This is a genomic window from Staphylococcus sp. HMSC13A10 (genome assembly GCF_001808005.1).
Lineage (GTDB): Bacteria > Bacillota > Bacilli > Staphylococcales > Staphylococcaceae > Staphylococcus > Staphylococcus pasteuri.
Genome location: NZ_KV791856.1, coordinates 344,480 through 367,535, shown reverse-complemented (window position 1 = coordinate 367,535; position 23,056 = coordinate 344,480). Strand labels below are relative to the sequence as shown.

The following is a 23,056-nucleotide window of genomic DNA, read 5'->3' as shown; positions in this document are numbered from 1 at the left end:
AAATTATCATTTATTAAGTTGAATTTTATTTTTTGAAATGAAAGTTAAGATTATATGTGATATGATTAATATTAAATGTACGATAAAATCTGGCTAATAGGAGGACATTGCCATGCAACATCTTATAAAAAAACATGTATTGAATGGCGAGTTTGATTTAGTAAGACAATTAATGTCCGAAACAGATTTTATGGAATTTGAAGAAGCATATATTTCAAGTGCACATGAAGTAGAAAGTATGATGTTCTATACTTGTATTTTAGATATGATGAAAGTGGAAGAAACACCTGAAATGCACGATTTAGCATTTTTACTTCTTGTTTATCCACTTAGTGACTATGAAGGTGCTTTACACTCTGCTTATTATCATGCAGATTCATCCATAAAACTTACTGACGGAAATGAAGTTAAAAGCTTATTACAAATGCTGTTACTACATGCAATTCCAGAGCCTGTTATTTCTGATAAAAAGGCTTTTGATATAGCTAAACGAATTCTTAAATTAGATCCAAACAATAATGTGGCTCGTAATGTATTAAAAGATACAGCGAAACGCATGGACAACGTAGTAGTTGATATTAATGAGTTAAATCAACACCGCGATGCTCGTTAAAAATCTAATATTTAGACTTATTTTTGTAAATACCATTGAATTGTGTAAAATCAATTCAGTGGTTTTTTTAATAGTAAATAAATTGTTTGAATGTTTAGAAAATTTAAAATTTGAATTTAGGGAATATCCGAAAATGCTTGATATCAAAGTCTAAATTGGGAATTTAAGCTATTTTTAGCTACATGGATTGGGTTGCAATTAAAAAGCAGTACGTTATAATTCAACGTGTGTAAAATGAAGGAGGTTATTTTTTCATGGGGCTGAATAAAGAAGCTGTCAAAATTGGTTTCGCCTATGTCGGCATAGTAGTCGGCGCAGGATTTTCAACCGGTCAAGAAGTAATGCAATTCTTCACACCGTATGGCTTATGGTCATATATTGGTGTATTATTATCAGGTTTAATTTTAGGTTTTATAGGTAGACAAGTAGCTAAAATAGGTACGGCTTTTGAAGCTACAAACCATGAATCAACGCTACAATATGTATTCGGTGAAAAATTCAGTAAAATATTTGATTACATTCTTGTGTTCTTTTTATTTGGAATTGCCGTTACAATGATTGCTGGTTCAGGTTCAACATTCCAGGAAAGCTTTCATATTCCTGTTTGGCTAGGTGCTTTGATAATGACAGTTGTCATTTACGGCACACTATTACTTGATTTCGATAAAATTGTAAGAGCTCTAGGAATTGTTACTCCATTTTTAATTATAGTAGTAGTATTAGTAGCAGTGTATTATTTATTTAATGGTTCAGTGCCATTAAGTGATGTTAATCAAACAGTAGATAAACCAAGTGTTATATTTGGTATTTTAAAAGGTATCCAATATGGAGGACTCGCCTTCGCGGTAGGATTTAGTACAGTTGTTGCTATTGGCGGTGATGCATCTAAACGAAAAGTATCAGGTGCTGGAGCATTATTCGGTGGTATTGTATACACAATCTTACTTGCATTGATTAATTTTGCATTACAAGCAGAATATCCAAAAATTAAAGATGCTGCGATACCTACATTAAACTTAGCGAATGCAATTAATCCTTGGATTGGTTTAGTATTAACTATTATTATGCTAGCTGTAATGTACAATACAATCTTAGGTTTATGTTATTCATTTGCTGCACGATTCACAGAACCATATAGTAAGAAATATCATCTATTTATTATTATCATGATGATTGCTGCTTATATTTTAAGTTTCGTAGGATTTGCAGACTTAATTAATTATTTATACAACATCATGGGAATTGTTGGTTTATTTATAGTTGTTGCAGTGCTTGTAAAATATTATAAACGTAAAAGTGATGATAAAGATCATATTGCTTAATTATAAAAAAGTAAATGCACTTTACAATTGAATATGATTGATTTAACCTTAAAAGCAATTCATCTTATTCAATTAAAGATGAATTGCTTTTTTAAATAAAGTTAAGATTTTAATTTATAATATAAGTAAAGTTTTATGAGGGGACAATCAATCATGAAGGCAAAACATAAATGGTTGTTTATTACGATATGTGTTATTTTAATCGTTAGTGTTTGTATAGGACTACTATTAAAAAAACATTATGATCAAGAACATAATCACCAAAATAAAGAAAAAGTCCAAATAAATAATAAAAATGTTAAATTATTGCAAAATATTTCATACGGCCAAGGTGTTCCAAATAGTAAATTGGATATTATTATGCCATCAGACATGAGTAAAGATAGTAAATTACCTGTTATTTTTTGGATGCACGGTGGTGGCTTTATTGCAGGAGATAAACAATATAAAAATCCTTTATTATCTAAAATTGCTGAACAAGGTTATATTGTTGTCAACGTCAATTACGCTTTAGCACCACAATATAAATATCCAACACCAATTGAACAAATGAATAAGGCTGTTAAATTTATCAAAACTAATGAACATGATTTACCAATTGATTTTGATCAAGTGATTATTGGCGGTGATTCAGCTGGTGCACAATTAACTAGTCAATATGTTGCAATGCAAACAAACAAATCATTAAGAGATGAAATGAAATTTGAACCAGAATTCAAACCTTCACAAATTAAAGCAGCGATATTCTTTGGTGGTTTCTATGATATGAAAACTGTAAAAGCGACAGAATTTCCGAGAATACAATTATTTATGAGAAGTTATACTGGTATGACAAATTGGGAAAGTAATTTTAAAAATTTATCTCAAATGTCCACAATAAATCAAGTGACTAATAAATATCCACCAACTTTCTTATCTGTAGGAGATGCAGATCCTTTTTATAGTCAAAATATTGATTTTTATAAAAAACTTAAAGAAAAAGATGTACCAGTAGATACATTATTTTATAATGGGTCTCACCATTTACATCATCAATACCAATTTCATTTAGAAAAACCTGAGTCAAAAGAAAATATTAAGCGCGTCTTATTATTTTTAAGTAGAAATACTTCTTCTTCAGGTGTTGAACGTAACAATGAATCAAACACAAATGGAAACAATAATATAAACCAAGATGTTCAATTAGATCCATTTAGTGAATAGTTATTATAATGAAAATACCGTTAAAACACTTAAAATATGTGTTTTAACGGTATTTTCTATACATGATGGAATTTTACTTTACGTTGTTTAAATATGTTTTATGATAATATTTAATATACGAAGATTAGAATTAATTTAAAATTTTGGCCATCACATATTCATTGTAATATTTATTATTAATAAATAACTTATCCTTTAATTCGCCTTCAATTTGGAACCCAGTACTTTTAAACAAATTGACTGCACTATCGTTTTCTGTCACAACAGTAGCTTCGATACGGCGGATATTGTGGTTGAGTGACCAAGCTTCAATTGCATTAATTAAAGCTTGTCCAACACCATGTTGTTGATAAAGTTTTTTAACACCTAAATAGATGATAGCTTCATGGCGTGTTCGTTCATATGTTTCTGTTCCTACAAATGCATAGCCAACAAGTTGTTCATCACTTTCAGCAACATAAATGGCTTTAGATGAAGAAGTAATATAATCTTCTAATCTTTTAATAACTTCAGAAGTAGTAGGTGCGTATTCACCAGGGTTGTAGAAAGTAAATTCAGATTCATCATAAATTTTGGTAAGTAATTCAATAAAATTATCTACGTCTTTTATACTAATTTCACGAATAGCGTGAGGCATGAAAACACTCCTATATTCATTTAAGTTTCGATTACTTCTATATTATAATATAAATAAGTTAAGATTGCTTTAAATCGTGCAATAATACAGTTGGAGTGTAGATTATACACAAGGGAGTTAAAATATGAAACCAAAAGTACTTTTAGCAGGCGGAACAGGATATATTGGGAAACATTTAAGTTCAGTTATTGAAGAAGATGCTGAATTATATGTATTGTCCAAGTATCCTAAACCAGAACATGAAGCAACGACAAATATGACTTGGCTACAAAGTGATATTTTTAATTATCAAGATGTGGTTGAATCTATGAAAAATATTGATATAGCTATTTTTTATTTAGATCCAACTAAAAACTCTGCAAAATTGACACAAGCGACGGCGCGAGATTTGAATTTAATTGCTGCTGACAATTTTGGAAGGGCAGCAGCAGTAAATCAAGTTAAAAAGCTAGTATATATACCAGGAAGTCGTAATGATAATCAAACGATTGAACGTTTGGGTGCATATGGTGTGCCTGTTGAACGTACACAATTAGAAATAAAACGTCCACATATTAATGTTGAGTTACAAGTTTCAAAGTATGATGATGTCAGAACTGCGACGAAAATAGTGCTTCCTAAAAAATGGACGCTCAATCAAGTTGTAGAATACTTTTTTAATTGGCTTGATAAAACGAGAGGTACAATTGTAAAGACTTATAAAAGTAATGATTATTATTATATTTATGTTAAAAATAAAAATAAGCCTTTAGCTATATTAAAAAGAATGATTACTGAAAAAGATTTAATTACATTGCAATTAGTTGGTGGAAGATTAGTTAAATCGAATGCGAAGAAACAAGGGAAATTAGAGTTCCGTCTATTAAAAGGTAATGCAATTGTTTTAGTACATCTATTTGATTACATTCCGAAAATGTTTTGGCCTGTGTATTATTTTGTACAAGCACCATTACAAGGAATGATGATGCGTGGATTTGAAGTAGATTGTCGTATCAAACATTTCCAAGGACGTATTCAATCAGGAGAAAAAATCAAATATACAAAATAATTAGGTGATTCGTATGCAAATTTTATTAGTTGAAGATGATAACACACTGTTTCAAGAATTGAAAAAAGAATTAGAGCAATGGGATTTTAATGTTGTAGGGATAGATGATTTCAGCAATGTTATGGATACTTTTGAAGCATTTAATCCTGAGATAGTAATATTAGACGTACAATTACCGAAATATGATGGTTTTTATTGGTGTAGAAAAATGAGACAAGTATCTAACGTGCCCATTTTATTTTTATCATCTCGTGATAATCCAATGGACCAAGTCATGAGTATGGAATTAGGTGCAGATGATTATATCCAAAAACCATTTTATACTAATGTGCTGATTGCTAAATTACAAGCTGTTTATCGCAGAGTGTATGAATTTGGGGTTGAAGAAAAACGTACTTTAAACTGGCAAGATGCTACCGTTGATTTATCGAAAGATAGTATTCAAAAAGGGGATAAAGTCATTTTCTTATCTAAAACTGAAATGATTATCTTAGAAATGTTAGTTAACAAAAGAAATCAAATTGTCTCACGAGATACATTGATTACTGCTTTATGGGACGATGAAGCCTTTGTTAGTGATAACACATTAACTGTTAATGTAAATAGATTAAGAAAGAAGCTATCTGAAATTGGGATGGATAGTGCTATTGAAACCAAAGTAGGTAAAGGGTATATGGCTCATGAATAACTTTAAATGGTTTTGGTTGTTTTTTAAATCACGTATAAATTGGATTATATGGATTGTATTTATCAATCTTGTTATGCTAGGCATTTCATATATCGATTATGATATTTCTGCTGATAGTGTATGGTATATTGTGGTGCTTAATTTAGGTATGAGTATCATATTTATTATCATTACTTTCTTTAAAGAATCGAGATTGACGAAGCATTTTGAAAAGAACAAAGAAATTGAAGAAATTAAACATAAAGACTTGGCTGAAACACCATTCCAACAACAAATAGTAGATTATTTATATCGTAATATTACTACTCAAAAGGATAAGGTTTTAGAACAACAAGTACAAATCAATAATCACGAACAAAGTATAACTGAATTTGTTCATGATATTAAAACACCTGTTACAGCATTGAAATTAATCATCGACCAAGAACAAGATGCTCAACGTAAACAAGCATTATTATATGAATGGTCGCGTATCAATGAAATGTTAGATAAACAATTATATTTAACACGTTTAGAAACACAAAATAAAGATATGTATTTTGACTACGTTTCTTTAAAAAGAATGGTTATTGACGAAATTCAACTAACACGACATATTAGCCAGATAAAAGGTATAGGTTTTGAATTGAATTTTACTGATGATTTTAACGTTTATACAGATTTGAAATGGTGCCGAATGATGATAAGACAAATCTTATCTAATTCACTGAAATATAGTGAAAATAATATGATTGAAATAAGCGGTAAATTAACTGATAACCATATTACACTAGAAATTAAAGATCATGGACGTGGCATTAGCCAAAAAGATTTGCCTCGTATCTTTGATAGAGGTTATACGTCCACGGCTAATAGAAATGAGACGACGTCATCAGGCATGGGGCTATATTTAGTGGATAGTGTTAAATCACAATTAGGTATTGAAATTAAAGTAGATTCTGTTGTAGGTAAAGGAACTACATTTAGTCTCATATTCCCACAACAAAATGAAGTCATTGAACGCATGTCTGAAGTGACAACATTGTCATTTTAAGCATGCGTTTTGTTATTCATTATTAGTACATTTGTAATAAGGAATCGTTATAATATAAAAGTGAAAATATAAAAGAGGTCGGGGCAAAATCCTGCTTTTGGGTCGTTGTTAATCAAGTTTCCCAGAGCACAAGAACTTTATGTTTCAACCTCATTGCAATGTGATTGAGCAGTGATTATTAGGAGTGTTAACGTGACAATATTAGAAGTAAATCAATTAACTAAAATATATGGAAATCAACATTCTTCTCAAGAAATACTACATGATATTAATTTGTCAGTTGATAAGGGCGAATTTATATCGATTATGGGTCCTTCAGGCTCTGGCAAGACAACGCTATTGAATGTACTTAGCTCTATAGATTATGCTACACAAGGATCAATAAAATTAAATGGTCAAGCGTTGGATAAATTATCTAATAAAGATTTATCTAATATACGTAAAAAGGAAATAGGTTTTATTTTCCAAGATTATAATATCTTACATACATTAACAGTAAAAGAGAATATTATGCTACCGCTATCTGTTAAGAAAATATCCAAACAAGAAATGAAGGAACGGTATGAAAAAGTTGTAGAAGCTTTAAATATTAAGGATGTTAGTGATAAATATCCTTCTGAACTTTCAGGCGGTCAAATTCAAAGAACTTCTGCAGCAAGAGCGTTTATTACAAATCCTTCCATTATATTTGCTGATGAGCCAACAGGAGCGTTAGATTCAAAAAGTACGCAAGACTTATTAAAAAGATTAACTAAGATGAATGAATTATTTAATACAACAATTATTATGGTTACACATGATCCTGTAGCCGCAAGTTATTCGAATCGTGTAGTGATGTTAAAAGATGGAAGGATATTCACAGAAATATTCCAAGGTGAAGATAATAAACAGACATTTTATAATGAGATTATTAGAACACAAAGTGTGCTTGGTGGAGTGAATTATGACCTTTAAAGAAATTGTTTTTAAAAATTTCCAACAAAAATTTTCACATTATGCGATTTATTTATTTTCATTAGTAATTAGCGTAGTCCTTTATTTTAGTTTTATCACTTTAAAATATGCACATCATTTATATGGAAAACAAAATTATCCAATTATTAAAGAAGGATCGCAAATAGGTAGTTATTTTCTTTTTGTACTGATTATCGTATTTATTTTATATGCGAATCTATTGTTTTTAAAGCGACGTGGACGTGAATTTGCGTTGTTTCAAACGATTGGTCTTTCTAGATTTAATATTATGCAAATGATTATGATAGAACAGTTGCTTATATTTATAACTACTTCTATTTTAGGTATTATTATAGGAATCTTTGGATCAAAAATATTGTTAATGATTGTATTAAGATTACTTGGAATTAATATCACCGTATCAATTATCTTTAGTGTATCGGCTATAATACAAGCACTTCTATTAATTTTAGTTGCGTACATATTGACTGTTAGTCAAAGTTATCTTTATATAAGAAGACGTTCCATTACAGAATTAGCTTCAAATATGACAAAGCGAGAAATTAATCACAATCAGTTTACTATTGGTGATTTAATTTTAGGGATACTAGGTATCATTATGATTTTGTTTGGTTATTATCTATCTAGCAGAGTTGTAGAACATTTTAATGGCTTAATTCAACCATTTGTTATTCTAATTTGTACCGTCATTGGTGCATATTTCTTCTATAGAAGTACAGTTTCGTTAATTTTTAAAGCAATTAAAAAGATAAGACAAGATACTGTAAGTATTCATGATGTTATGTTTACTGCTCCAATTATGTATCGTATTAAGAAAAATGTATTTTCTCTTACAGTTATGACTATTATTTCTGCAATAACAGTATCTGTATTGTGTTTTGCAGCTATCAGTAGAGGTACGTTAACGAATGAAGTATTACTAAATTCTCCACATGATGTTACGTTAAAAGATAAAGATAAGGCTAATGAGTTAGCTTATGAGTTAAATAATAAAAATATTAAACATTTTTACAACTATAAGGAAGTTGTATACAGCAAATTATTTAAAGACAAATTGTTCGAAAAAGGGATTGCTAAACCTTATGAAGTAGCAGTAACGAGTGATAAATATATACCTAATGTTGAAGTATCTAAAGGATATACTGATATTATTGCACCTGAAGGTAAAGTCAGCGATATGATGAAATACAAAAAACATGGTGTAACCAAGTTAGGTACAAAACAACACTCGATAAAAGTTAAATTATACAAAGAAATTAATCAAATATATTTCATGAGTGATGTAGACTTAGGTGGACCAACTTTAGTTTTGAATGATAAAGACTACCAGTATTTAAGAAATCATACTGAAGCAAAAGATATTGTATCCCAATACGGTTTTGATATTAAGCATAAAAAAGATATGCCGGAATTACAAAATGCTGTTAAAAATGTGGATAAGAATATTGAAACTAGAAGTGAAGCTGCAAGTGAAATTTCAAGCTTAACAGGAGTATTATTATTTGTTACATCATTTTTAGGGGTTACTTTTTTAATTGCTGCCGGATGTATTATCTATATTAAACAAATAGATGAAACTGAAGATGAAATAGAAAATTATTCGATATTACGGAAATTAGGTTTTACTTATCAAGATATGGCAAAAGGTTTAAAACTTAAAGTATTCTTCAACTTTGCTTTACCTTTAGTGATTGCATTATTACATGCTTACTTTGCTTCTCTAGCATTTATGACATTATTAGGTTCTACAAACCAAACACCAATTTTTATTGTCATGGCAGTATATACAGCTATTTATGCTATATTTGCATTGGCAGCATATAACCATTCAAAAAGAACAATCAGGCATTCAATATAGAATATAAAAAAGGATTTCATTAACACCGTTTATAAGACGCTGTATGAAATCCTTTTTATATAATAATTAATATTGCTATTGAGGTATTTGTTCACTTACAATCGTTTGTTCATTTAAATCAATGTATGAACAAGTACCTGCATTAATATCAATATCCCATTTATATATACCAGCTTGTGCCATTTCTTCACAAAAAGTAGGGAAATCTGTATACCCATTTTGGTGACGTTTAAGTATATCTTTGACGCTACTAGAATGAGAAGACGTTGCCACTTCATGTGTCGCTTTAACACCATTTGTAGTAATCGTTTGTTTCTCGGTATTAACATATGTTGATGTACCTTGTTGAATGTTAACGATGTTTGTTGTCATCCCCATATCTTTAAAAGCTTTAAATAGCTTTGGAAAATCTGGTCCAGTATATTTACTATGTGCATCTTGAATCGCTTTTAATGTAAATTCCATTTTAGTCTCCTTTGGTTAAGTATTGTTATTATAAAATGGTAGGAATATAATAGCAAAATTTATGATCCATAATTAGTTCATGGAAAATAATTGAAAGTCATCATATAAAACGTTAAATTATAAAGTGGAATTGTCATTATACCCGTTTTGGGCATAATGAAGAAGGTATGTAAAATTTTAATTGCGTATTTGTTAAGAATTTGTAAATTGAATTGTAGTTATGTAAATTTTGTGATATTTTCAAGTAGGAACAAAACGCAATTTATTTGAACGCAAACATCATTGCTTATAACTATGATTTACAAAATATTTACATAATGAAAAAGTGAATCTCCTTTTTTCTGAAAATTGTAAATGTGTTCCACATATCTTATGGAGTAAAAATTTATGAATGTGATTGGTAACAATCGCTCAAATGGAGGATTTTGAATGTTTAGTAAGAAAAAAGATAAGTTCATGGTTCAGTTAGAGGAAATGGTTTTCAATCTTGACCGTGCTGCAATCGAGTTTGGAAAAATGGATTTCAACACACACTTAGATTTAAAAGCATATTCTGACAATATCAAAACTTACGAATCTCATGGTGACGAATTAATGCATCAAGTGATTACTGATTTAAACCAGACTTTTATCACGCCAATTGAACGTGAAGATATTTTATCTTTATGTAACGCAATTGATGATGTATTAGATGCTATGGAAGAAACTTCAGGAATGTTTGAAATGTATTCAATTGAATATACAGATGAATTCATGGCTGAATTTGTTGATAATATTCAAAAAGCAGTAGCAGAAATGAAACTTGCTGTAGGTTTATTAGTAGATAAAAAATTATCTCACATGCGTATTCACTCAATTAATATTAAAGAGTTTGAAACGAACTGTGACGGTATCTTAAGACAATCTATAAAACATATCTTCAATAGTGAGACAGATCCAATCACATTAATTAAAATAAAAGATATTTATCAAAGCATGGAAGAAATTGCAGATAAATGCCAAACAGTCGCGAATAATTTTGAAACTATAATCATGAAAAATAGCTAAGGGAGTCCTCACTTATGGAATATATTTTAATCGTCACGATAGCTATAGTTATATTTTCATTAATATTTGACTTTATCAATGGTTTCCATGATACAGCCAATGCTGTAGCTACTGCCGTATCTACCAGAGCATTAACTCCAAGAACAGCCATTTTATTAGCGGCAGTCATGAACTTTATTGGTGCGTTAACATTTACTGGGGTTGCTGGTACAATCACTAAAGATATCGTTGACCCATTTAAATTACAACATGGGTTAGTCGTTGTTTTAGCAGCTATTATCGCAGCAATTGCATGGAACTTAATTACTTGGTTATATGGTATTCCAAGTTCATCATCACACGCATTAATCGGTTCAATTGCAGGTGCAGCGATTGCATCTGAAGGATCATTTGGAGTATTACATTATCAAGGATTTACTAAAATTATTATTGTATTAATTGTGTCTCCAGTTATTGCATTTTGTGTTGGTTTTATTATGTACTCAATTGTTAAAGTAGTATTTAAAAACGCTAACTTAACACGTACTAATCGTAACTTTAGATTTCTTCAAATATTTACAGCAGCGTTACAATCATTTTCACATGGTACAAATGACGCTCAGAAATCAATGGGTATTATTACGTTAGCTTTAATCGTTGCTAATATCCAAAATGGTTCTAATGTTGAACCAGCATTATGGGTTAAAATGGCATGTGCTACAGCAATGGGTCTTGGTACTGCAATAGGTGGTTGGAAAATCATCAAAACTGTTGGTGGTAACATTATGAAAATTAGACCAGCTAATGGTGCAGCAGCTGACTTATCATCTGCCTTAACTATTTTCGTAGCATCATCATTACATTTCCCACTTTCAACAACACACGTTGTTTCTTCATCAATCTTAGGTGTTGGTGCTTCAAACCGTGCAAAAGGTGTTAGATGGAGCACAGCGCAACGTATGATAATTACTTGGGTAATAACATTACCAATTTCAGCTATATTAGCTGCGATTGTATACTTTATTATGCATTTCTTCTTAAAATAATATATAACATAGCGATATAAATCAGAAGGTTGGGATAATCATTAAAATATTTCCAACCTTCTTTTTTGTATACTTGAAAACTACCTATTGAATTAAAATAGTTGAATAGATACTTATAATTTTTAAGAGGTTAGGACAAATGGTATTAGATTTAGAGAAGAAATGAATGATGATTAAGAACTAATATTTATACTATGGGGTAGTAGTTCTTACAAAACGATTTATTCAACGTGGATATTTGTGATGTTTCTTAAATATTGTCGAATTGAGAAGTATGCTCAACTTGCGTTGCTTGCAGCATTTCTCTTTAGAATACTCTATGTTAGGTCTCTTCTAAGGGAACTACTGCTTTTGGAAAACGTTAATTTGATTTCCAAAGCATTAGAACTTTATGTATCAACTTCATAATAATTGTATATCTATTAAGATAAGACAAAAAAACTACCAACAAAAATTAAACTTTGTTGGTAGTTTTATAAATATATATCAATATTTAAGTATTTAATTAATGAATAAATGAATAGCTTGATACTTCTGAAGCTGGAATTGTACGGTAATCTGTATTGTATGGTCCATTAGTATAATTCATTTCTGAAATTAAGATACTACCGTCACCATTAACACGTTCAACATACGCAACATGACCATAAACGCCAGGAACACTTTGCATAATAGCGCCTACTTCAGGTGAATGGTCTACTTGATAACCATCATTAGCTGCATTAGTAGCCCAGTTTTTAGCATCTGACCAGTATGTGCTGATAGGTTTACCGGCTTGAGAACGACGATCGAAGACGTACCAAGTACATTGTCCTTCAGTATATAAGTTTTGGTGATTGAAAAAAGGTGATTGTGTGCTTGTATTGCCTGTAGTAGCAGTAGCACTACCAGATCCAGCACCAGCGCCACCTGCACCTGAACCACCATTAGGAATTTTTAACGTTTGGTTTGGTGTAATTAAATAACCATTTAAGTTATTCGCTGACATTAATTCATTTACTGATACGCCATATTTATTAGCAATAATGTTTAATGATTCGCCAGATTTTACTGTATGTGTTGAAGGTGAACCAGATTGTGAAGAAGTGTTTGAATTAGAGCTTTGAGAAGCACTTCCACCTACTGATATGACTTGTCCAGGGAATACCATATTATTATCTAAATTGTTATTTTGTTTTATACTATCAACAGAAGTATTATATTTCTGAGCAATAGTCCATAATGATTCTCCTGACTGAACTTTATGTTGAGTAGAAGCTTCGGCATCGTGGTGAGAAAGTGCTGCTGCTGCGCCTGAAGCGGCTGTTACTGCAAAGGCTAACTTTTTCAAAGTGACTCCTCCTTAAATTTGCTTTAATTATTAGCATAGAAATGAATGATTACTATGTATAATTGCTTTTTCGTTTTTCACTACGCTACCCATACTAACAAAAATATAGGGCTTTGTGTGGTTTGTTATTATCTTGTAATATTGTTAACAATTAGAAATTGAATTATTTTTAAACAATAAATGCTGATACGACAGTTTTGAAGACGATTTTTAAATGAAAATTTTAATATAGAAGTTTGATAAATTGTAACAAAGTGTATAATTAGTATAGAATGTTGACTAATTCTATCGATTTAGTTATTGTCGCGTTTTAAAGATAATTTATAAATGTAAAATCAACGCATTAATGTAAACATTACATGAAGGAGCAAAACCATATGTCACAAACTACACAGCACACAAGTAAAACAAAAGATAAACAACGGTCACATGCATATGCAAAAGTATGGCTATTCTTTATGTATTATTGGATTATCTTCGGAATAGGATGTTATTTCGGACAATACTTACCAATGGAATGGAGAAGACCTTTATCTTTAGCCTTAATGGTCTTAGTGTTAATCACTTTAGTATTCCAACGTGCACGTAAGTATGGCATTGTCATTTCTCATATATATGCTGTTATATTAGGTCTTTTATCATATGCCATGTTCACAAGTTATTTACAAAACCTTGGTCCAGACGTATTTTATAAGAATATTATATTAGCAATTGGTGCATTTATTGCCTTTGGTATTGTTGGTTTCTTTCTAATTAATGATGCTTCTAGTATGGGACGTTATTTATTTGTCACATTATTAGCGCTTATTATTGCAAGTATTATCGGAATATTCATTCATAATCCAATTTTTCACACAGTTATTACAGTAGTAAGCTTATTATTATTTCTACTATATACACTTTATGATTTTAATAGAATGAAACGAGGACAATTTTCTCCAAGGGAAATGGGTTTCAATTTGTTTATTAACTTATTAAATATCATTAAAGATATATTAAGATTGGCAAATCGATTTCGATAAAAAAATACCATTTAAGACAAAGATGTTGACGTGATACTCATTGTTTTGATTCAAAATTATTCCTTTTTATTCTTTAATATGAGTTATAAGGAAATAAACGTCACATCTTTTTTTATTAAATATATTTATATTGCTTTATTACTTAATTATTTATAGATATATAAACAAGTATATTTTTTGTCTGCATGTTATAATTGCGTTAAATTGTTTAGATTAAGAATTTAGAATAATAATTAAGTTTAGAAGATGTATTGGTTTTACTAGAAAAGAGAGGGAGAGTTATGCCAAATTCTTACTTGCGTATACTTTCTAATGTCGAATATCCAACGACAAGGTGCCAGGATGGTATTATTTTATTTTGGCCAATAGAAGGTGATATGCATATTCAAAAATTTCGTAAACAAAAGACGATTAATAACGAGATCTATATTATTAACAATGCTGATGTATTTAGTTTAAATACTAATGGCAAAGTTATTATGCTTTATTTAACCAGTGATTGGTTCGCTGAACAAAATTTTTCATTTTTTGATTTTCAATATACAGCCAATTTGATTAAATCTTCTAATAAACTTAAAGACTTAGTTTTACAGTTAGTACTTAGAAATATTAATGAAGACTATCGAGAGGTACTTGACGAATTAACGACTAAAATAGTTCAGATTATAGGTACAGAAGCAAAAGTTGATAAGAGTATAGCAATCGATCAATATAATTATACGTATTATAATGATTTGAAAGAAGAATTAGAATATATAGATAACCATATTGAACAAAGACTGACATTAAAAGATATTTCTACTGAACTTTTCACATCAAAATCAAATATTTCTTCCCAGTTTCATCAATTAATAGGTATGGGCTTCAAAAGATATGTTGATACTCTGAAAATTAACAAATCAATTGAGTTATTACTAACAACTAATAAAACGATTAGTCATATTAGTGACATTTTAGGATTTAGTAGTATGTCAACATTTTCAAAAATGTTCAAAGGGTACTTAGGTGTGACACCTAACGATTATCGAAAACTTTCAAAATATGATAAGAATATTATGTTTAAGATAAATATAGATACTGATGAAGATTCAGAATCTTTAAAACCTTATATTGAAAAATTAGTAGAACAACATAAGATCGAAAAATATGAAGATATACAATTAGATGAAGGAAAGATAAAGAAAGCTAAATCGTTTCAAAGCGTGATTCAAATTCAAACGATAGAAGAATTAAAATATACCTTCCTTTATAACAAGTTAGATAAATTTGAATTTTCAAGAACAGAAGTTATTTTTTATATCGTTCCTACACTTTCAGAAATCTGTAATGAAATGACGTATGAAGATAAACGAAATATTGTAGAAATTATTATCAAAAAAGGGTTGAGAGTCGCTTTTAATATTGATAGTTATAAAGTTATCGATAGTATAGGTGTTTGTTTTAGCGATGTGCTACTCAAACTTAAGAATAGTAAGCAGGACATACCTTATCCATACGAAGTTATTTCAGTCTTTAATTTGGATGATAAAGAAATTCGTGAAATCTATAAAGATATTATTAAGTTTCAGGATTTAAATATTAATCATGTCATCGGTTTAGATATATCATGTTTAATAGATGATCCAGTGATGCTTAAAGCAATAGAATCTCAAATTAAAAGACTAAAATTTGAATATCTATTTATTGATAATGCGAAACTAACTACCTCTTACTTAACAGAGGGAAATGAAAGATTATTATTAAAAAATGAAATTCAAATAAAAAATCTAAAGGCAATAATAAATGAAGTTGATTTTGTGAAAGAGAAGATGTTTTTATTAAATGTAGAAAATCATCAGTTAATTAATGATAAGCATAATGATTTAAGTAATAGTGCTCCTTTAATCATTGAAACAATATCGTCCTTAACAGAATCTTTTACAGGTTTAGGTTTCAATCTATTTCATAATCCCAATCATTTTAATGCATTGCATTTATTTGATGCAAAAGGTTTTAAGACGACATTTGGATTAATATTTAATGAAATATCTATTTTGTTTAATCGAGATTTTGTGGATGCTAGCTACTATAAGAAAGTAGAGTTAGAAGATCGATATGTATTGTATTTATACGATTGGAGAGTCATCGAAAATGAATCTGCTGACGAAGAGTACGGAGATAGCAATGTATATATCAGTTTCAATGAAATGCCAACATATAAAAACCATTTAATTTTCATAGGAAAGATAAATAGTTATAGCGGCAATCTTAATCATTTAATTTCAAAAGATTTAAGAAATAAGTATGAATGGACGAGTCAATTTTTAGATACAGTTGATTACTACTTTAAACCTAAAATTGAAATTATTGAACATGATTTTACCCAATGTTCACTAGAAATTAACTTAGGCTATAATTCATTTTATATGATTACAATTTTCAAGGAAGAATATAAAGTGAAAAAGACATTGCACAACTCAATTTAAATTTATCGGTAATTTTGACAACAGATTAAAAACAAATAGGAAAGACAGATTTTTAGATATTTAGGATAATGTTGTTATATGTTGTCTGTTTATATTTGGGGGTGCAAGTCTTTTGAATAAAGAAAAGTTAGAAAAGTTATTTGAATTTTATAAACAATATAAAGCATTGTCTGAATATATAGATCAAAAATATAAATTGACTCTTAATGATTTAGCAGTACTAGACTTGGCAGAAAAAAATTGTCAAAAAGATCAAATGTTAATGCAAACATTTTTAAAAATTGCTATTTCAGAATTAGAATTGAGTAGAACTAAATTATTAGTATCAATTCGTAAACTGATTGAAAAAGGTAAGTTAAATAAAGTCAGATCGACAGAAGATGAAAGAAAAATATATTTATATATGAACCAAGACAACATGAAAGAATTTAATGCTTTATTCGATGATGTTGAAGAATATTTAAATATTTAGAATTCTACATATAAGTTAGTTCCTAATTGATAGGAGCTAATTTTTTTTATGCTTTATTTTACTTTGTACTTTATGAACGGTGAGGTTTATTCTTAATGATATATTGATACAATGTAAGAGGTATATTAACGACTAAAAATCATGTATAATATAGAATGTTAATTATAGAGAATGAAAGCGAGATGACCATAATGGGACGTAAGTGGAATAATATTAAAGAAAAAAAGGCTCAAAAAGATAAAAATACAAGTAGAATATATGCCAAATTCGGTAAAGAAATATATGTGGCAGCTAAATCAGGTGAACCCAATCCTGAATCTAACCAAGCCTTACGTTTAGTATTAGAACGTGCTAAAACATATTCAGTACCTAATCACATCATTGATAAAGCAATAGATAAAGCTAAAGGTGCTGGAGAAGAAAACTATGATCAGTTAAGATATGAAGGTTTTGGTCCTAGTGGTTCAATGATTATTGTTGATGCGCTTACAAATAATGTGAATAGAACTGCTTCAGACGTACGAGCTGCTTTTGGTAAAAATGGCGGTAATATGGGTGTATCTGGATCAGTAGCATATATGTTTGACCATACTGCTACTTTCGGTATTGAAGGTAAATCAGCAGACGAAGTATTAGAAGAATTAATGGAACAAGATGTTGATGTTAGAGATGTCATTGATGATGATGGTTTAACAATTGTTTATGCGGAACCAGATCAATTTGCTCAAGTTCAAGATGCATTACGTCAATCTGGTGTTGAAGATTTCAAAGTTGCTGAGTTTGAAATGTTACCTCAAACAGATATTGAATTATCACCAGAAGACCAAGAAACTTTTGAAAAACTTGTAGATGCATTGGAAGACTTGGAAGATGTTCAAAATGTATTCCATAATGTGGATTTAAAATAATGAAAAACGCACAGTATTGGATTGATTCGTTGAATTTAACCCCTCATCCAGAAGGTGGTTATTTCAAAGAAAGTATACGTCAACCATCAACAGAGACAAATAGAGCTGCATTTAGCAGTATATACTTTTTGTTAACACCCAATGATATTTCACATTTCCATCGTATAGATGCAGATGAGGTTTGGTATTATCATGATGGTCAATCATTAACGATTCATATGATTACACCTGATGGTAAATATGAATCTGTGCAGTTAGGACCTAATATAGAAGATGGTGAGGTAATGCAATATACAGTTCCAAAAAGAACAATATTCGCATCTTCACTTGAACATGATGAAGGATTTTGTTTAGTAGGTTGTATGTGTCAGCCGGCATTTGAATATGAACAATTTGAGTTGTTTGAAAGAAATGAATTAAATCAAATGTATCCTGAACATCAAACTGTAATAGATAAATATGCATTAAAACATAAATAATTAAATAATTGCATTCAGCATACCTATGTGAAATAGATTAGTTCACATAGGTATCTTTTTTTATACTTTTAATTAACAAAATATTGTAAATATGAATAATGTAAAATTGATATTTATGTGTAATCATTATATATATTAGGATTCATATTAAATTAAATCATAGTAATTTAGTCGTTTTAAAGTAAATTTTCTCGATATGTAGTAGAATATAGTTAAATGAATTCACGAAAATATGACCTAATTTAGCATATGATGACATAATAGAACCATTTTTATATAATGAAAACAAGGAGTTGGTGACTGTGAAAGTAAAATATATAGACAAACGTCACTGGCGTCGCCTGATCGAGAGAGAATATACAGAGGTTAAAGTTAATAATAATAGATTTAAAGGTATTATAGGCTTGGTCACGATGAAGAAAGTACGTGAACCTTTAGAGGTGACGGTAGTTGGTCAAAATATAATAGTCGCAGATGATAATTATAAATGGTTACAAATATTACCGGAAAAAAAGAGATATAGTTTAACCGTTATGTTTGATGATAAGGGGAATCCATTAGAATACTATTTTGATATCAATATTAAAAATATTACTCAAAAAGGAAATGCACGTACTCTAGATTTATGCTTAGATGTATTGGTATTACCTGATGGTTCATACGAGTTAGTTGATGAAGATGATTTATTATTTGCATTACAAAATGGGCAAATTAGCCAAAAACAATATCATGAAGCATATATTATTGCACATCAATTAATGATTGAAATAGTTGAAAACTTTGATGATGTTCAAAGTAAAGTTATGAAATGTTATCACAAAATAAATCAAAAATATAAGAAAAATAAACACAATCATCCATTTAAAAATAAAAAGCCACAGCGAGTTAAACAACACGATAAAAAATAAGAATGATTTTCTCAAACAAAATAAATATAACAAACATCATTGATTATAGGATTTTACGGAAACGGTATATTTTAGGGGGACACTATGAAAATTGATGATTATCGTTTATTAATAACATTAGACGAAACAAAAACATTACGTAAAGCAGCAGAAATATTATATATTTCACAGCCAGCTGTCACACAACGGTTAAAAGCAATTGAAAGTTCATTTGGTGTAGACGTTTTTATTAGAACGAAAAAGCAACTCATAACAACAACTGAAGGTGCAATGATTATTGAACATGCACGCGATATGTTAAAGAGAGAGCGTTTATTCTTTGATAAAATGCAGGCGCATATTGGGGAAGTTAACGGAACGATCTCTATTGGTTGTTCTTCTTTAATAGGTCAAACACTATTACCAGAAGTATTAAGCTTATATAATACTCAATTTCCTAATGTTGAAATTCAGGTACAAGTTGGGTCTACTGAACAAATTAAGGCAAATCATAGAGACTATCACGTCATGATTACTAGAGGAAACAAAGTCATGAATTTATCCAACACACACTTATTTAATGACGATCATTATTTTATCTATCCTAAAGATAGACGTGAAGAGGTTGGAAAGTTGCCTTTTATAGAATTTCAAGCTGACCCAATTTATATAAATCAAATTAAACAATGGTATAACGATAATTTAGAACAAGACTATCATGCGACCATTACCGTTGACCAAGTTGCCACTTGTAAAGAAATGCTAATTAGTGGTGTGGGTGTAACTATATTACCTGAAATAATGATGAAAAATATTGATAAAAATATGTTTGGATTTGAAAAAGTGACGATTGATAATGATCCACTTATTCGTTCGACTTATATGAGTTATGATCAAAGCATGTTACAGTTACCACAAGTAGATTCATTTGTTAATTTAATGTTGAACTTTATACGTTAAATAAGATGAGTTGATTCATATAATGAATAGAGGTTAGTCATATGTTTAAAGAATTACTATATATAAAGAATTATAAGTTGTTTGTTTTGAACATGTTGTTATTAGGTATGGGTATCGCTGTAACAGTACCCTACCTTGTTTTGTTTGCGACAAAGGATTTAGGTATGACCACCAAACAGTATGGTGTGTTACTAGCATTAGCAGCTATAAGCCAATTTACAGTTAATTCGATTATTGCAAGATTTTCAGATACTCATAACATAAATAGAAAATATCTTATAATTACAGCATTAATGATGGGAGCAATTAGCTTTTCCATTTATTTCTTTGTAAAAGATATCTTATTATTTATAATCCTTTATGCTTTATTCCAAGGTTTATTCGCTCCGGCAATGCCACAACTTTATGCATCTGCGAGAGAATCTATTAACGTTTCAAGTTCGCGTAAAAATGCTAAATTTGCTAATACAGTATTACGTTCAATGTTCTCACTAGGCTTCTTATTTGGTCCATTTATTGGCGCGCAACTAATTGAATTGAATGGTTACTCAGGTTTATTTGGCGGAACAGTTTCTATTATTTTATTTACATTAATTTTACAAGTGTTCTTCTATAAAAATTTAAACATCAAACAACCTATTACTCAACAACAACACGTTGAGAAGGTAGCGCCTAATATGTTCAAAGATAAGACACTATTGATCCCGTTTTTAGCTTTTATTTTATTACATATTGGACAATGGATGTATACAATGAACATGCCTTTATTCGTAACTGATTATCTTCACGAAAAGGAAGGCTACGTCGGTTATTTAGCAAGTTTATGTGCAGGTTTAGAAGTACCTTTTATGGTCGTTTTAGGCGTATTATCTACAAAACTCCCGACACGTACGTTACTTATTTATGGTGGTATATTCGGCGGGGCTTTCTATTTTAGTATTAGTTTATTTAAAAATTTCTATATGATGTTGATTGGTCAATTATTTTTAGCCTTTTTCTTAGCTATATTATTAGGAATTGGCATAAGCTACTTCCAAGATATTTTACCGGATTTCCCAGGTTATGCTTCAACATTATTTGCCAACGCAATGGTTATTGGGCAGTTATGTGGTAACTTATTAGGTGGTATGATGAGTGGATGGGTTGGCTTGGAAAATGTTTTCTATGTGTCAGCAGGATCATTGTTCTTAGGGATTATATTAATCTTTTTAACGAAAGATCAAAAAATTACTATATCAGATATGGAGTAGTTAATAATGACGGTATTATTATGGAGTTTAATTACAATTGCATTTATTTTAGCTTTTGTCGGTTTAGTTAAACCGGTCATTCCTTCAGTTTTAGTCTTATGGGTAGGTTTTCTTATTTATCAATTTGGATTTCACAACGGAAGGTTATCTTGGGTGTTCTATATCGCAATGGTTATTTTTACCATTTTGATATTCTTAGCTGATTTTCTAATGAATAAATACTTTGTTGGAAAATATGGTGGATCTAAATTTGGTGAATATGGGGCTATTATTGGCGTGATCATTGGATGCTTTGTAGTTCCGCCATTTGGTATTATCATTGTACCGTTTGTACTTGTACTTATTATCGAGTTAATACAAGGGTATGATTTGAAAAAAGCGATTAAAGTAAGCTGTGGATCGATTATTGCGTTTTTAGCCAGTACAATTGCTCAAGCTATTGTGATGTTTATTATGGTGATATGGTTTATTGTAGATGTTTTTATATTAAATTAGTGAGAATAAATAAATAAGAAGGCAATTTCTATAATTATTAGTAGAAATTGCCTTCTTATTTATTTCAAAGATGTTAAATTCAATTAGAAAATGTGGCCATCAATTCGTGAACATTACATAATCGTATTTGAATTTTTATTAAAATAGTGATGATCAATATAAAATGAAATAGGTGTGATAATGGCGGAAATAATAATAAATGACCAATTACTAACATTGATATAAGGACCAAATGCTAAAAAGGATTGAGGTATAAAAAATACATAAAACAATGCGACAATTAATAGCGCAATTACGGCATAAGTTAATAACCATACCCAATTTGAATTATTAAAGCATTGTAACTGAATCGTTTTAAATATCATCCATATAAATAAGAAAATGATAAATAAGCCAACTATCACTGTAATAGGAAATGTATATAGATAAAGATAGTTACTATCTCCACCAATAAAGAAACCTATAAACCCTTTTAAGAAACAGAAAATACCAATTAGTAATACGAAATGTTGATAAATATATTTAAAGATATTCTTTACTGTTTCATTTGGAAGTTCTTTTAATTGCTTTTTGGCATGCATTTTAGGATTATGGTTAAAGAATTCCATAGCTAACATACCTTTACCTTCTGCACTGATTAAGTGTTTTAATATGCGATTCAACATCACTTCTGAATCATGTGGGTTTACACTTAAATCAGAACGAATATATATCATGTAGTTTTCAAAAATTTCTCTATCCGTATTATTTAAACGTAAAGACTTCACATTATTCTCTTTAGCTAATTGAGCTGTAGACTTCATGAGTGCATAAGCGCTCCTTTAAAAATAATTTTAAGTAAGACTTACCAATACATTAAATTGATAATTTTATT

At 29.6% G+C, this 23,056-nt stretch carries 23 protein-coding genes; 19 read left to right on the top strand and 4 right to left on the bottom strand.

All coding sequences use genetic code 11. The features are described 5' to 3' along the window. Nucleotides 1–112: 112 nt before the first annotated feature. The 3 genes from HMPREF3125_RS06335 to HMPREF3125_RS06325 all read left to right on the top strand — a co-directional run bounded on the left by HMPREF3125_RS06335 (nucleotide 113) and on the right by HMPREF3125_RS06325 (nucleotide 3,138). Entirely contained in the window at nucleotides 113–613 is a 501-nt protein-coding gene (locus tag HMPREF3125_RS06335; RefSeq protein ID WP_017637216.1) for a hypothetical protein, read from the top strand. Between the two features lie 254 nt (nucleotides 614–867). Then, a complete protein-coding gene (locus HMPREF3125_RS06330; RefSeq protein WP_070452575.1) occupies nucleotides 868–1,935 on the top strand; it encodes a YkvI family membrane protein in 1,068 nt (355 codons plus the stop codon). A 153-nt stretch (nucleotides 1,936–2,088) separates the two neighbouring features. After that, entirely contained in the window at nucleotides 2,089–3,138 is a 1,050-nt protein-coding gene (locus HMPREF3125_RS06325; protein ID WP_017637218.1) for an alpha/beta hydrolase, read from the top strand. A 130-nt stretch (nucleotides 3,139–3,268) separates the two neighbouring features. Here the strand turns inward: HMPREF3125_RS06325 and HMPREF3125_RS06320 are convergent, their stop codons facing one another. Next, nucleotides 3,269–3,775 (bottom strand): GNAT family N-acetyltransferase, encoded by a 507-nt coding sequence (locus HMPREF3125_RS06320; RefSeq protein ID WP_046466422.1) that lies wholly within the window; start codon nucleotides 3,773–3,775, stop codon nucleotides 3,269–3,271. Nucleotides 3,776–3,899: 124 nt separating this feature from the next. Between HMPREF3125_RS06320 and HMPREF3125_RS06315 the strand changes: the two genes are divergently transcribed. The 5 genes from HMPREF3125_RS06315 (at nucleotide 3,900) to HMPREF3125_RS06295 (ending at nucleotide 9,377) form a co-directional block, all read left to right on the top strand. Beyond that, entirely contained in the window at nucleotides 3,900–4,823 is a 924-nt protein-coding gene (locus HMPREF3125_RS06315) for an NAD-dependent epimerase/dehydratase family protein (protein WP_017637220.1), read from the top strand. A 13-nt stretch (nucleotides 4,824–4,836) separates the two neighbouring features. Further along, the gene (gene graR / locus HMPREF3125_RS06310) at nucleotides 4,837–5,511 is read left to right on the top strand and encodes a response regulator transcription factor GraR/ApsR (protein WP_017637221.1); all 675 of its coding nucleotides are present in this window, start codon (nucleotides 4,837–4,839) and stop codon (nucleotides 5,509–5,511) included. Beyond that, complete coding sequence (locus HMPREF3125_RS06305) at nucleotides 5,504–6,544, top strand: sensor histidine kinase (protein ID WP_017637222.1); 1,041 nt, start codon at nucleotides 5,504–5,506, stop codon at nucleotides 6,542–6,544. Before graR ends, HMPREF3125_RS06305 begins: the two co-directional genes overlap by 8 nt. Before the next feature lie 192 nt (nucleotides 6,545–6,736). Further along, nucleotides 6,737–7,498 (top strand): ABC transporter ATP-binding protein, encoded by a 762-nt coding sequence (locus HMPREF3125_RS06300; protein ID WP_070452572.1) that lies wholly within the window; start codon nucleotides 6,737–6,739, stop codon nucleotides 7,496–7,498. Continuing rightward, the gene (locus tag HMPREF3125_RS06295) at nucleotides 7,488–9,377 is read left to right on the top strand and encodes an FtsX-like permease family protein (protein WP_070452569.1); all 1,890 of its coding nucleotides are present in this window, start codon (nucleotides 7,488–7,490) and stop codon (nucleotides 9,375–9,377) included. The genes HMPREF3125_RS06300 and HMPREF3125_RS06295 overlap by 11 nt, the downstream gene beginning before the upstream one ends. 75 nt (nucleotides 9,378–9,452) lie before the next feature. On the opposite strand, the gene HMPREF3125_RS06290 is transcribed toward HMPREF3125_RS06295, so the two are convergent. Further along, on the bottom strand, nucleotides 9,453–9,842 hold the full coding sequence (locus HMPREF3125_RS06290; RefSeq protein ID WP_070452566.1) for a DUF1398 domain-containing protein: 390 nt from the start codon (nucleotides 9,840–9,842) through the stop codon (nucleotides 9,453–9,455). 429 nt (nucleotides 9,843–10,271) lie between these two features. Between HMPREF3125_RS06290 and HMPREF3125_RS06285 the strand changes: the two genes are divergently transcribed. Both HMPREF3125_RS06285 and HMPREF3125_RS06280 read left to right on the top strand, forming a co-directional pair. Then, entirely contained in the window at nucleotides 10,272–10,889 is a 618-nt protein-coding gene (locus tag HMPREF3125_RS06285; RefSeq protein WP_017637226.1) for a DUF47 domain-containing protein, read from the top strand. Between the two features lie 14 nt (nucleotides 10,890–10,903). After that, the gene (locus HMPREF3125_RS06280) at nucleotides 10,904–11,914 is read left to right on the top strand and encodes an inorganic phosphate transporter (protein WP_017637227.1); all 1,011 of its coding nucleotides are present in this window, start codon (nucleotides 10,904–10,906) and stop codon (nucleotides 11,912–11,914) included. A 505-nt stretch (nucleotides 11,915–12,419) separates the two neighbouring features. On the opposite strand, the gene HMPREF3125_RS06275 is transcribed toward HMPREF3125_RS06280, so the two are convergent. Next, nucleotides 12,420–13,244 carry a LysM peptidoglycan-binding domain-containing protein gene (locus HMPREF3125_RS06275; RefSeq protein WP_070452563.1) on the bottom strand — a complete coding sequence of 275 codons (825 nt, stop codon included), beginning with the start codon at nucleotides 13,242–13,244 and terminating at the stop codon, nucleotides 12,420–12,422. A 377-nt stretch (nucleotides 13,245–13,621) separates the two neighbouring features. Here HMPREF3125_RS06275 and HMPREF3125_RS06270 point away from each other — a divergent pair, with 377 nt between their 5' ends. The 9 genes from HMPREF3125_RS06270 to HMPREF3125_RS06230 all read left to right on the top strand — a co-directional run bounded on the left by HMPREF3125_RS06270 (nucleotide 13,622) and on the right by HMPREF3125_RS06230 (nucleotide 22,182). Beyond that, on the top strand, nucleotides 13,622–14,266 hold the full coding sequence (locus HMPREF3125_RS06270; protein ID WP_017637229.1) for a Bax inhibitor-1/YccA family protein: 645 nt from the start codon (nucleotides 13,622–13,624) through the stop codon (nucleotides 14,264–14,266). Between the two features lie 281 nt (nucleotides 14,267–14,547). Next, nucleotides 14,548–16,731 carry a helix-turn-helix domain-containing protein gene (locus HMPREF3125_RS06265; protein WP_070452560.1) on the top strand — a complete coding sequence of 728 codons (2,184 nt, stop codon included), beginning with the start codon at nucleotides 14,548–14,550 and terminating at the stop codon, nucleotides 16,729–16,731. Nucleotides 16,732–16,843: 112 nt separating this feature from the next. Then, entirely contained in the window at nucleotides 16,844–17,203 is a 360-nt protein-coding gene (locus tag HMPREF3125_RS06260) for a transcriptional regulator, SarA/Rot family (protein ID WP_046466428.1), read from the top strand. A 191-nt stretch (nucleotides 17,204–17,394) separates the two neighbouring features. After that, on the top strand, nucleotides 17,395–18,111 hold the full coding sequence (locus tag HMPREF3125_RS06255) for a YebC/PmpR family DNA-binding transcriptional regulator (RefSeq protein ID WP_026083539.1): 717 nt from the start codon (nucleotides 17,395–17,397) through the stop codon (nucleotides 18,109–18,111). Further along, nucleotides 18,111–18,590, top strand: a complete 480-nt coding sequence (locus tag HMPREF3125_RS06250; RefSeq protein WP_017638416.1) for a cupin domain-containing protein — start codon at nucleotides 18,111–18,113, stop codon at nucleotides 18,588–18,590. The genes HMPREF3125_RS06255 and HMPREF3125_RS06250 overlap by 1 nt, the downstream gene beginning before the upstream one ends. Nucleotides 18,591–18,892: 302 nt before the next feature. Beyond that, entirely contained in the window at nucleotides 18,893–19,498 is a 606-nt protein-coding gene (locus tag HMPREF3125_RS06245) for a ribonuclease FAU-1 family protein (protein ID WP_017638415.1), read from the top strand. An 84-nt stretch (nucleotides 19,499–19,582) separates the two neighbouring features. After that, a complete protein-coding gene (locus HMPREF3125_RS06240; protein ID WP_017638414.1) occupies nucleotides 19,583–20,437 on the top strand; it encodes a LysR family transcriptional regulator in 855 nt (284 codons plus the stop codon). 41 nt (nucleotides 20,438–20,478) lie between these two features. Continuing rightward, nucleotides 20,479–21,687 carry a sugar efflux transporter gene (locus HMPREF3125_RS06235; protein ID WP_017638413.1) on the top strand — a complete coding sequence of 403 codons (1,209 nt, stop codon included), beginning with the start codon at nucleotides 20,479–20,481 and terminating at the stop codon, nucleotides 21,685–21,687. A 6-nt stretch (nucleotides 21,688–21,693) separates the two neighbouring features. Then, complete coding sequence (locus HMPREF3125_RS06230; protein ID WP_029056435.1) at nucleotides 21,694–22,182, top strand: DUF456 domain-containing protein; 489 nt, start codon at nucleotides 21,694–21,696, stop codon at nucleotides 22,180–22,182. Between the two features lie 113 nt (nucleotides 22,183–22,295). Here the strand turns inward: HMPREF3125_RS06230 and HMPREF3125_RS06225 are convergent, their stop codons facing one another. Then, on the bottom strand, nucleotides 22,296–22,985 hold the full coding sequence (locus HMPREF3125_RS06225; RefSeq protein ID WP_017638411.1) for a DUF1129 family protein: 690 nt from the start codon (nucleotides 22,983–22,985) through the stop codon (nucleotides 22,296–22,298). Nucleotides 22,986–23,056 lie beyond the last annotated feature (71 nt).

Excerpts from the sequence above, each read along its gene's own strand:
- HMPREF3125_RS06335 (WP_017637216.1), top strand. The coding sequence starts at position 113 with ATGCAACATCTTATAAAAAAACATGTATTGAATGGCGAGTTTGATTTA.
- HMPREF3125_RS06330 (WP_070452575.1), top strand. The coding sequence starts at position 868 with ATGGGGCTGAATAAAGAAGCTGTCAAAATTGGTTTCGCCTATGTCGGC.
- HMPREF3125_RS06325 (WP_017637218.1), top strand. The coding sequence starts at position 2,089 with ATGAAGGCAAAACATAAATGGTTGTTTATTACGATATGTGTTATTTTA.
- HMPREF3125_RS06320 (WP_046466422.1), bottom strand. The coding sequence starts at position 3,775 with ATGCCTCACGCTATTCGTGAAATTAGTATAAAAGACGTAGATAATTTT.
- HMPREF3125_RS06315 (WP_017637220.1), top strand. The coding sequence starts at position 3,900 with ATGAAACCAAAAGTACTTTTAGCAGGCGGAACAGGATATATTGGGAAA.
- graR (WP_017637221.1), top strand. The coding sequence starts at position 4,837 with ATGCAAATTTTATTAGTTGAAGATGATAACACACTGTTTCAAGAATTG.
- HMPREF3125_RS06305 (WP_017637222.1), top strand. The coding sequence starts at position 5,504 with ATGAATAACTTTAAATGGTTTTGGTTGTTTTTTAAATCACGTATAAAT.
- HMPREF3125_RS06295 (WP_070452569.1), top strand. The coding sequence starts at position 7,488 with ATGACCTTTAAAGAAATTGTTTTTAAAAATTTCCAACAAAAATTTTCA.
- HMPREF3125_RS06290 (WP_070452566.1), bottom strand. The coding sequence starts at position 9,842 with ATGGAATTTACATTAAAAGCGATTCAAGATGCACATAGTAAATATACT.
- HMPREF3125_RS06285 (WP_017637226.1), top strand. The coding sequence starts at position 10,272 with ATGTTTAGTAAGAAAAAAGATAAGTTCATGGTTCAGTTAGAGGAAATG.
- HMPREF3125_RS06280 (WP_017637227.1), top strand. The coding sequence starts at position 10,904 with ATGGAATATATTTTAATCGTCACGATAGCTATAGTTATATTTTCATTA.
- HMPREF3125_RS06270 (WP_017637229.1), top strand. The coding sequence starts at position 13,622 with ATGTCACAAACTACACAGCACACAAGTAAAACAAAAGATAAACAACGG.
- HMPREF3125_RS06265 (WP_070452560.1), top strand. The coding sequence starts at position 14,548 with ATGCCAAATTCTTACTTGCGTATACTTTCTAATGTCGAATATCCAACG.
- HMPREF3125_RS06255 (WP_026083539.1), top strand. The coding sequence starts at position 17,395 with ATGGGACGTAAGTGGAATAATATTAAAGAAAAAAAGGCTCAAAAAGAT.
- HMPREF3125_RS06250 (WP_017638416.1), top strand. The coding sequence starts at position 18,111 with ATGAAAAACGCACAGTATTGGATTGATTCGTTGAATTTAACCCCTCAT.
- HMPREF3125_RS06240 (WP_017638414.1), top strand. The coding sequence starts at position 19,583 with ATGAAAATTGATGATTATCGTTTATTAATAACATTAGACGAAACAAAA.
- HMPREF3125_RS06235 (WP_017638413.1), top strand. The coding sequence starts at position 20,479 with ATGTTTAAAGAATTACTATATATAAAGAATTATAAGTTGTTTGTTTTG.
- HMPREF3125_RS06230 (WP_029056435.1), top strand. The coding sequence starts at position 21,694 with ATGACGGTATTATTATGGAGTTTAATTACAATTGCATTTATTTTAGCT.
- HMPREF3125_RS06225 (WP_017638411.1), bottom strand. The coding sequence starts at position 22,985 with ATGAAGTCTACAGCTCAATTAGCTAAAGAGAATAATGTGAAGTCTTTA.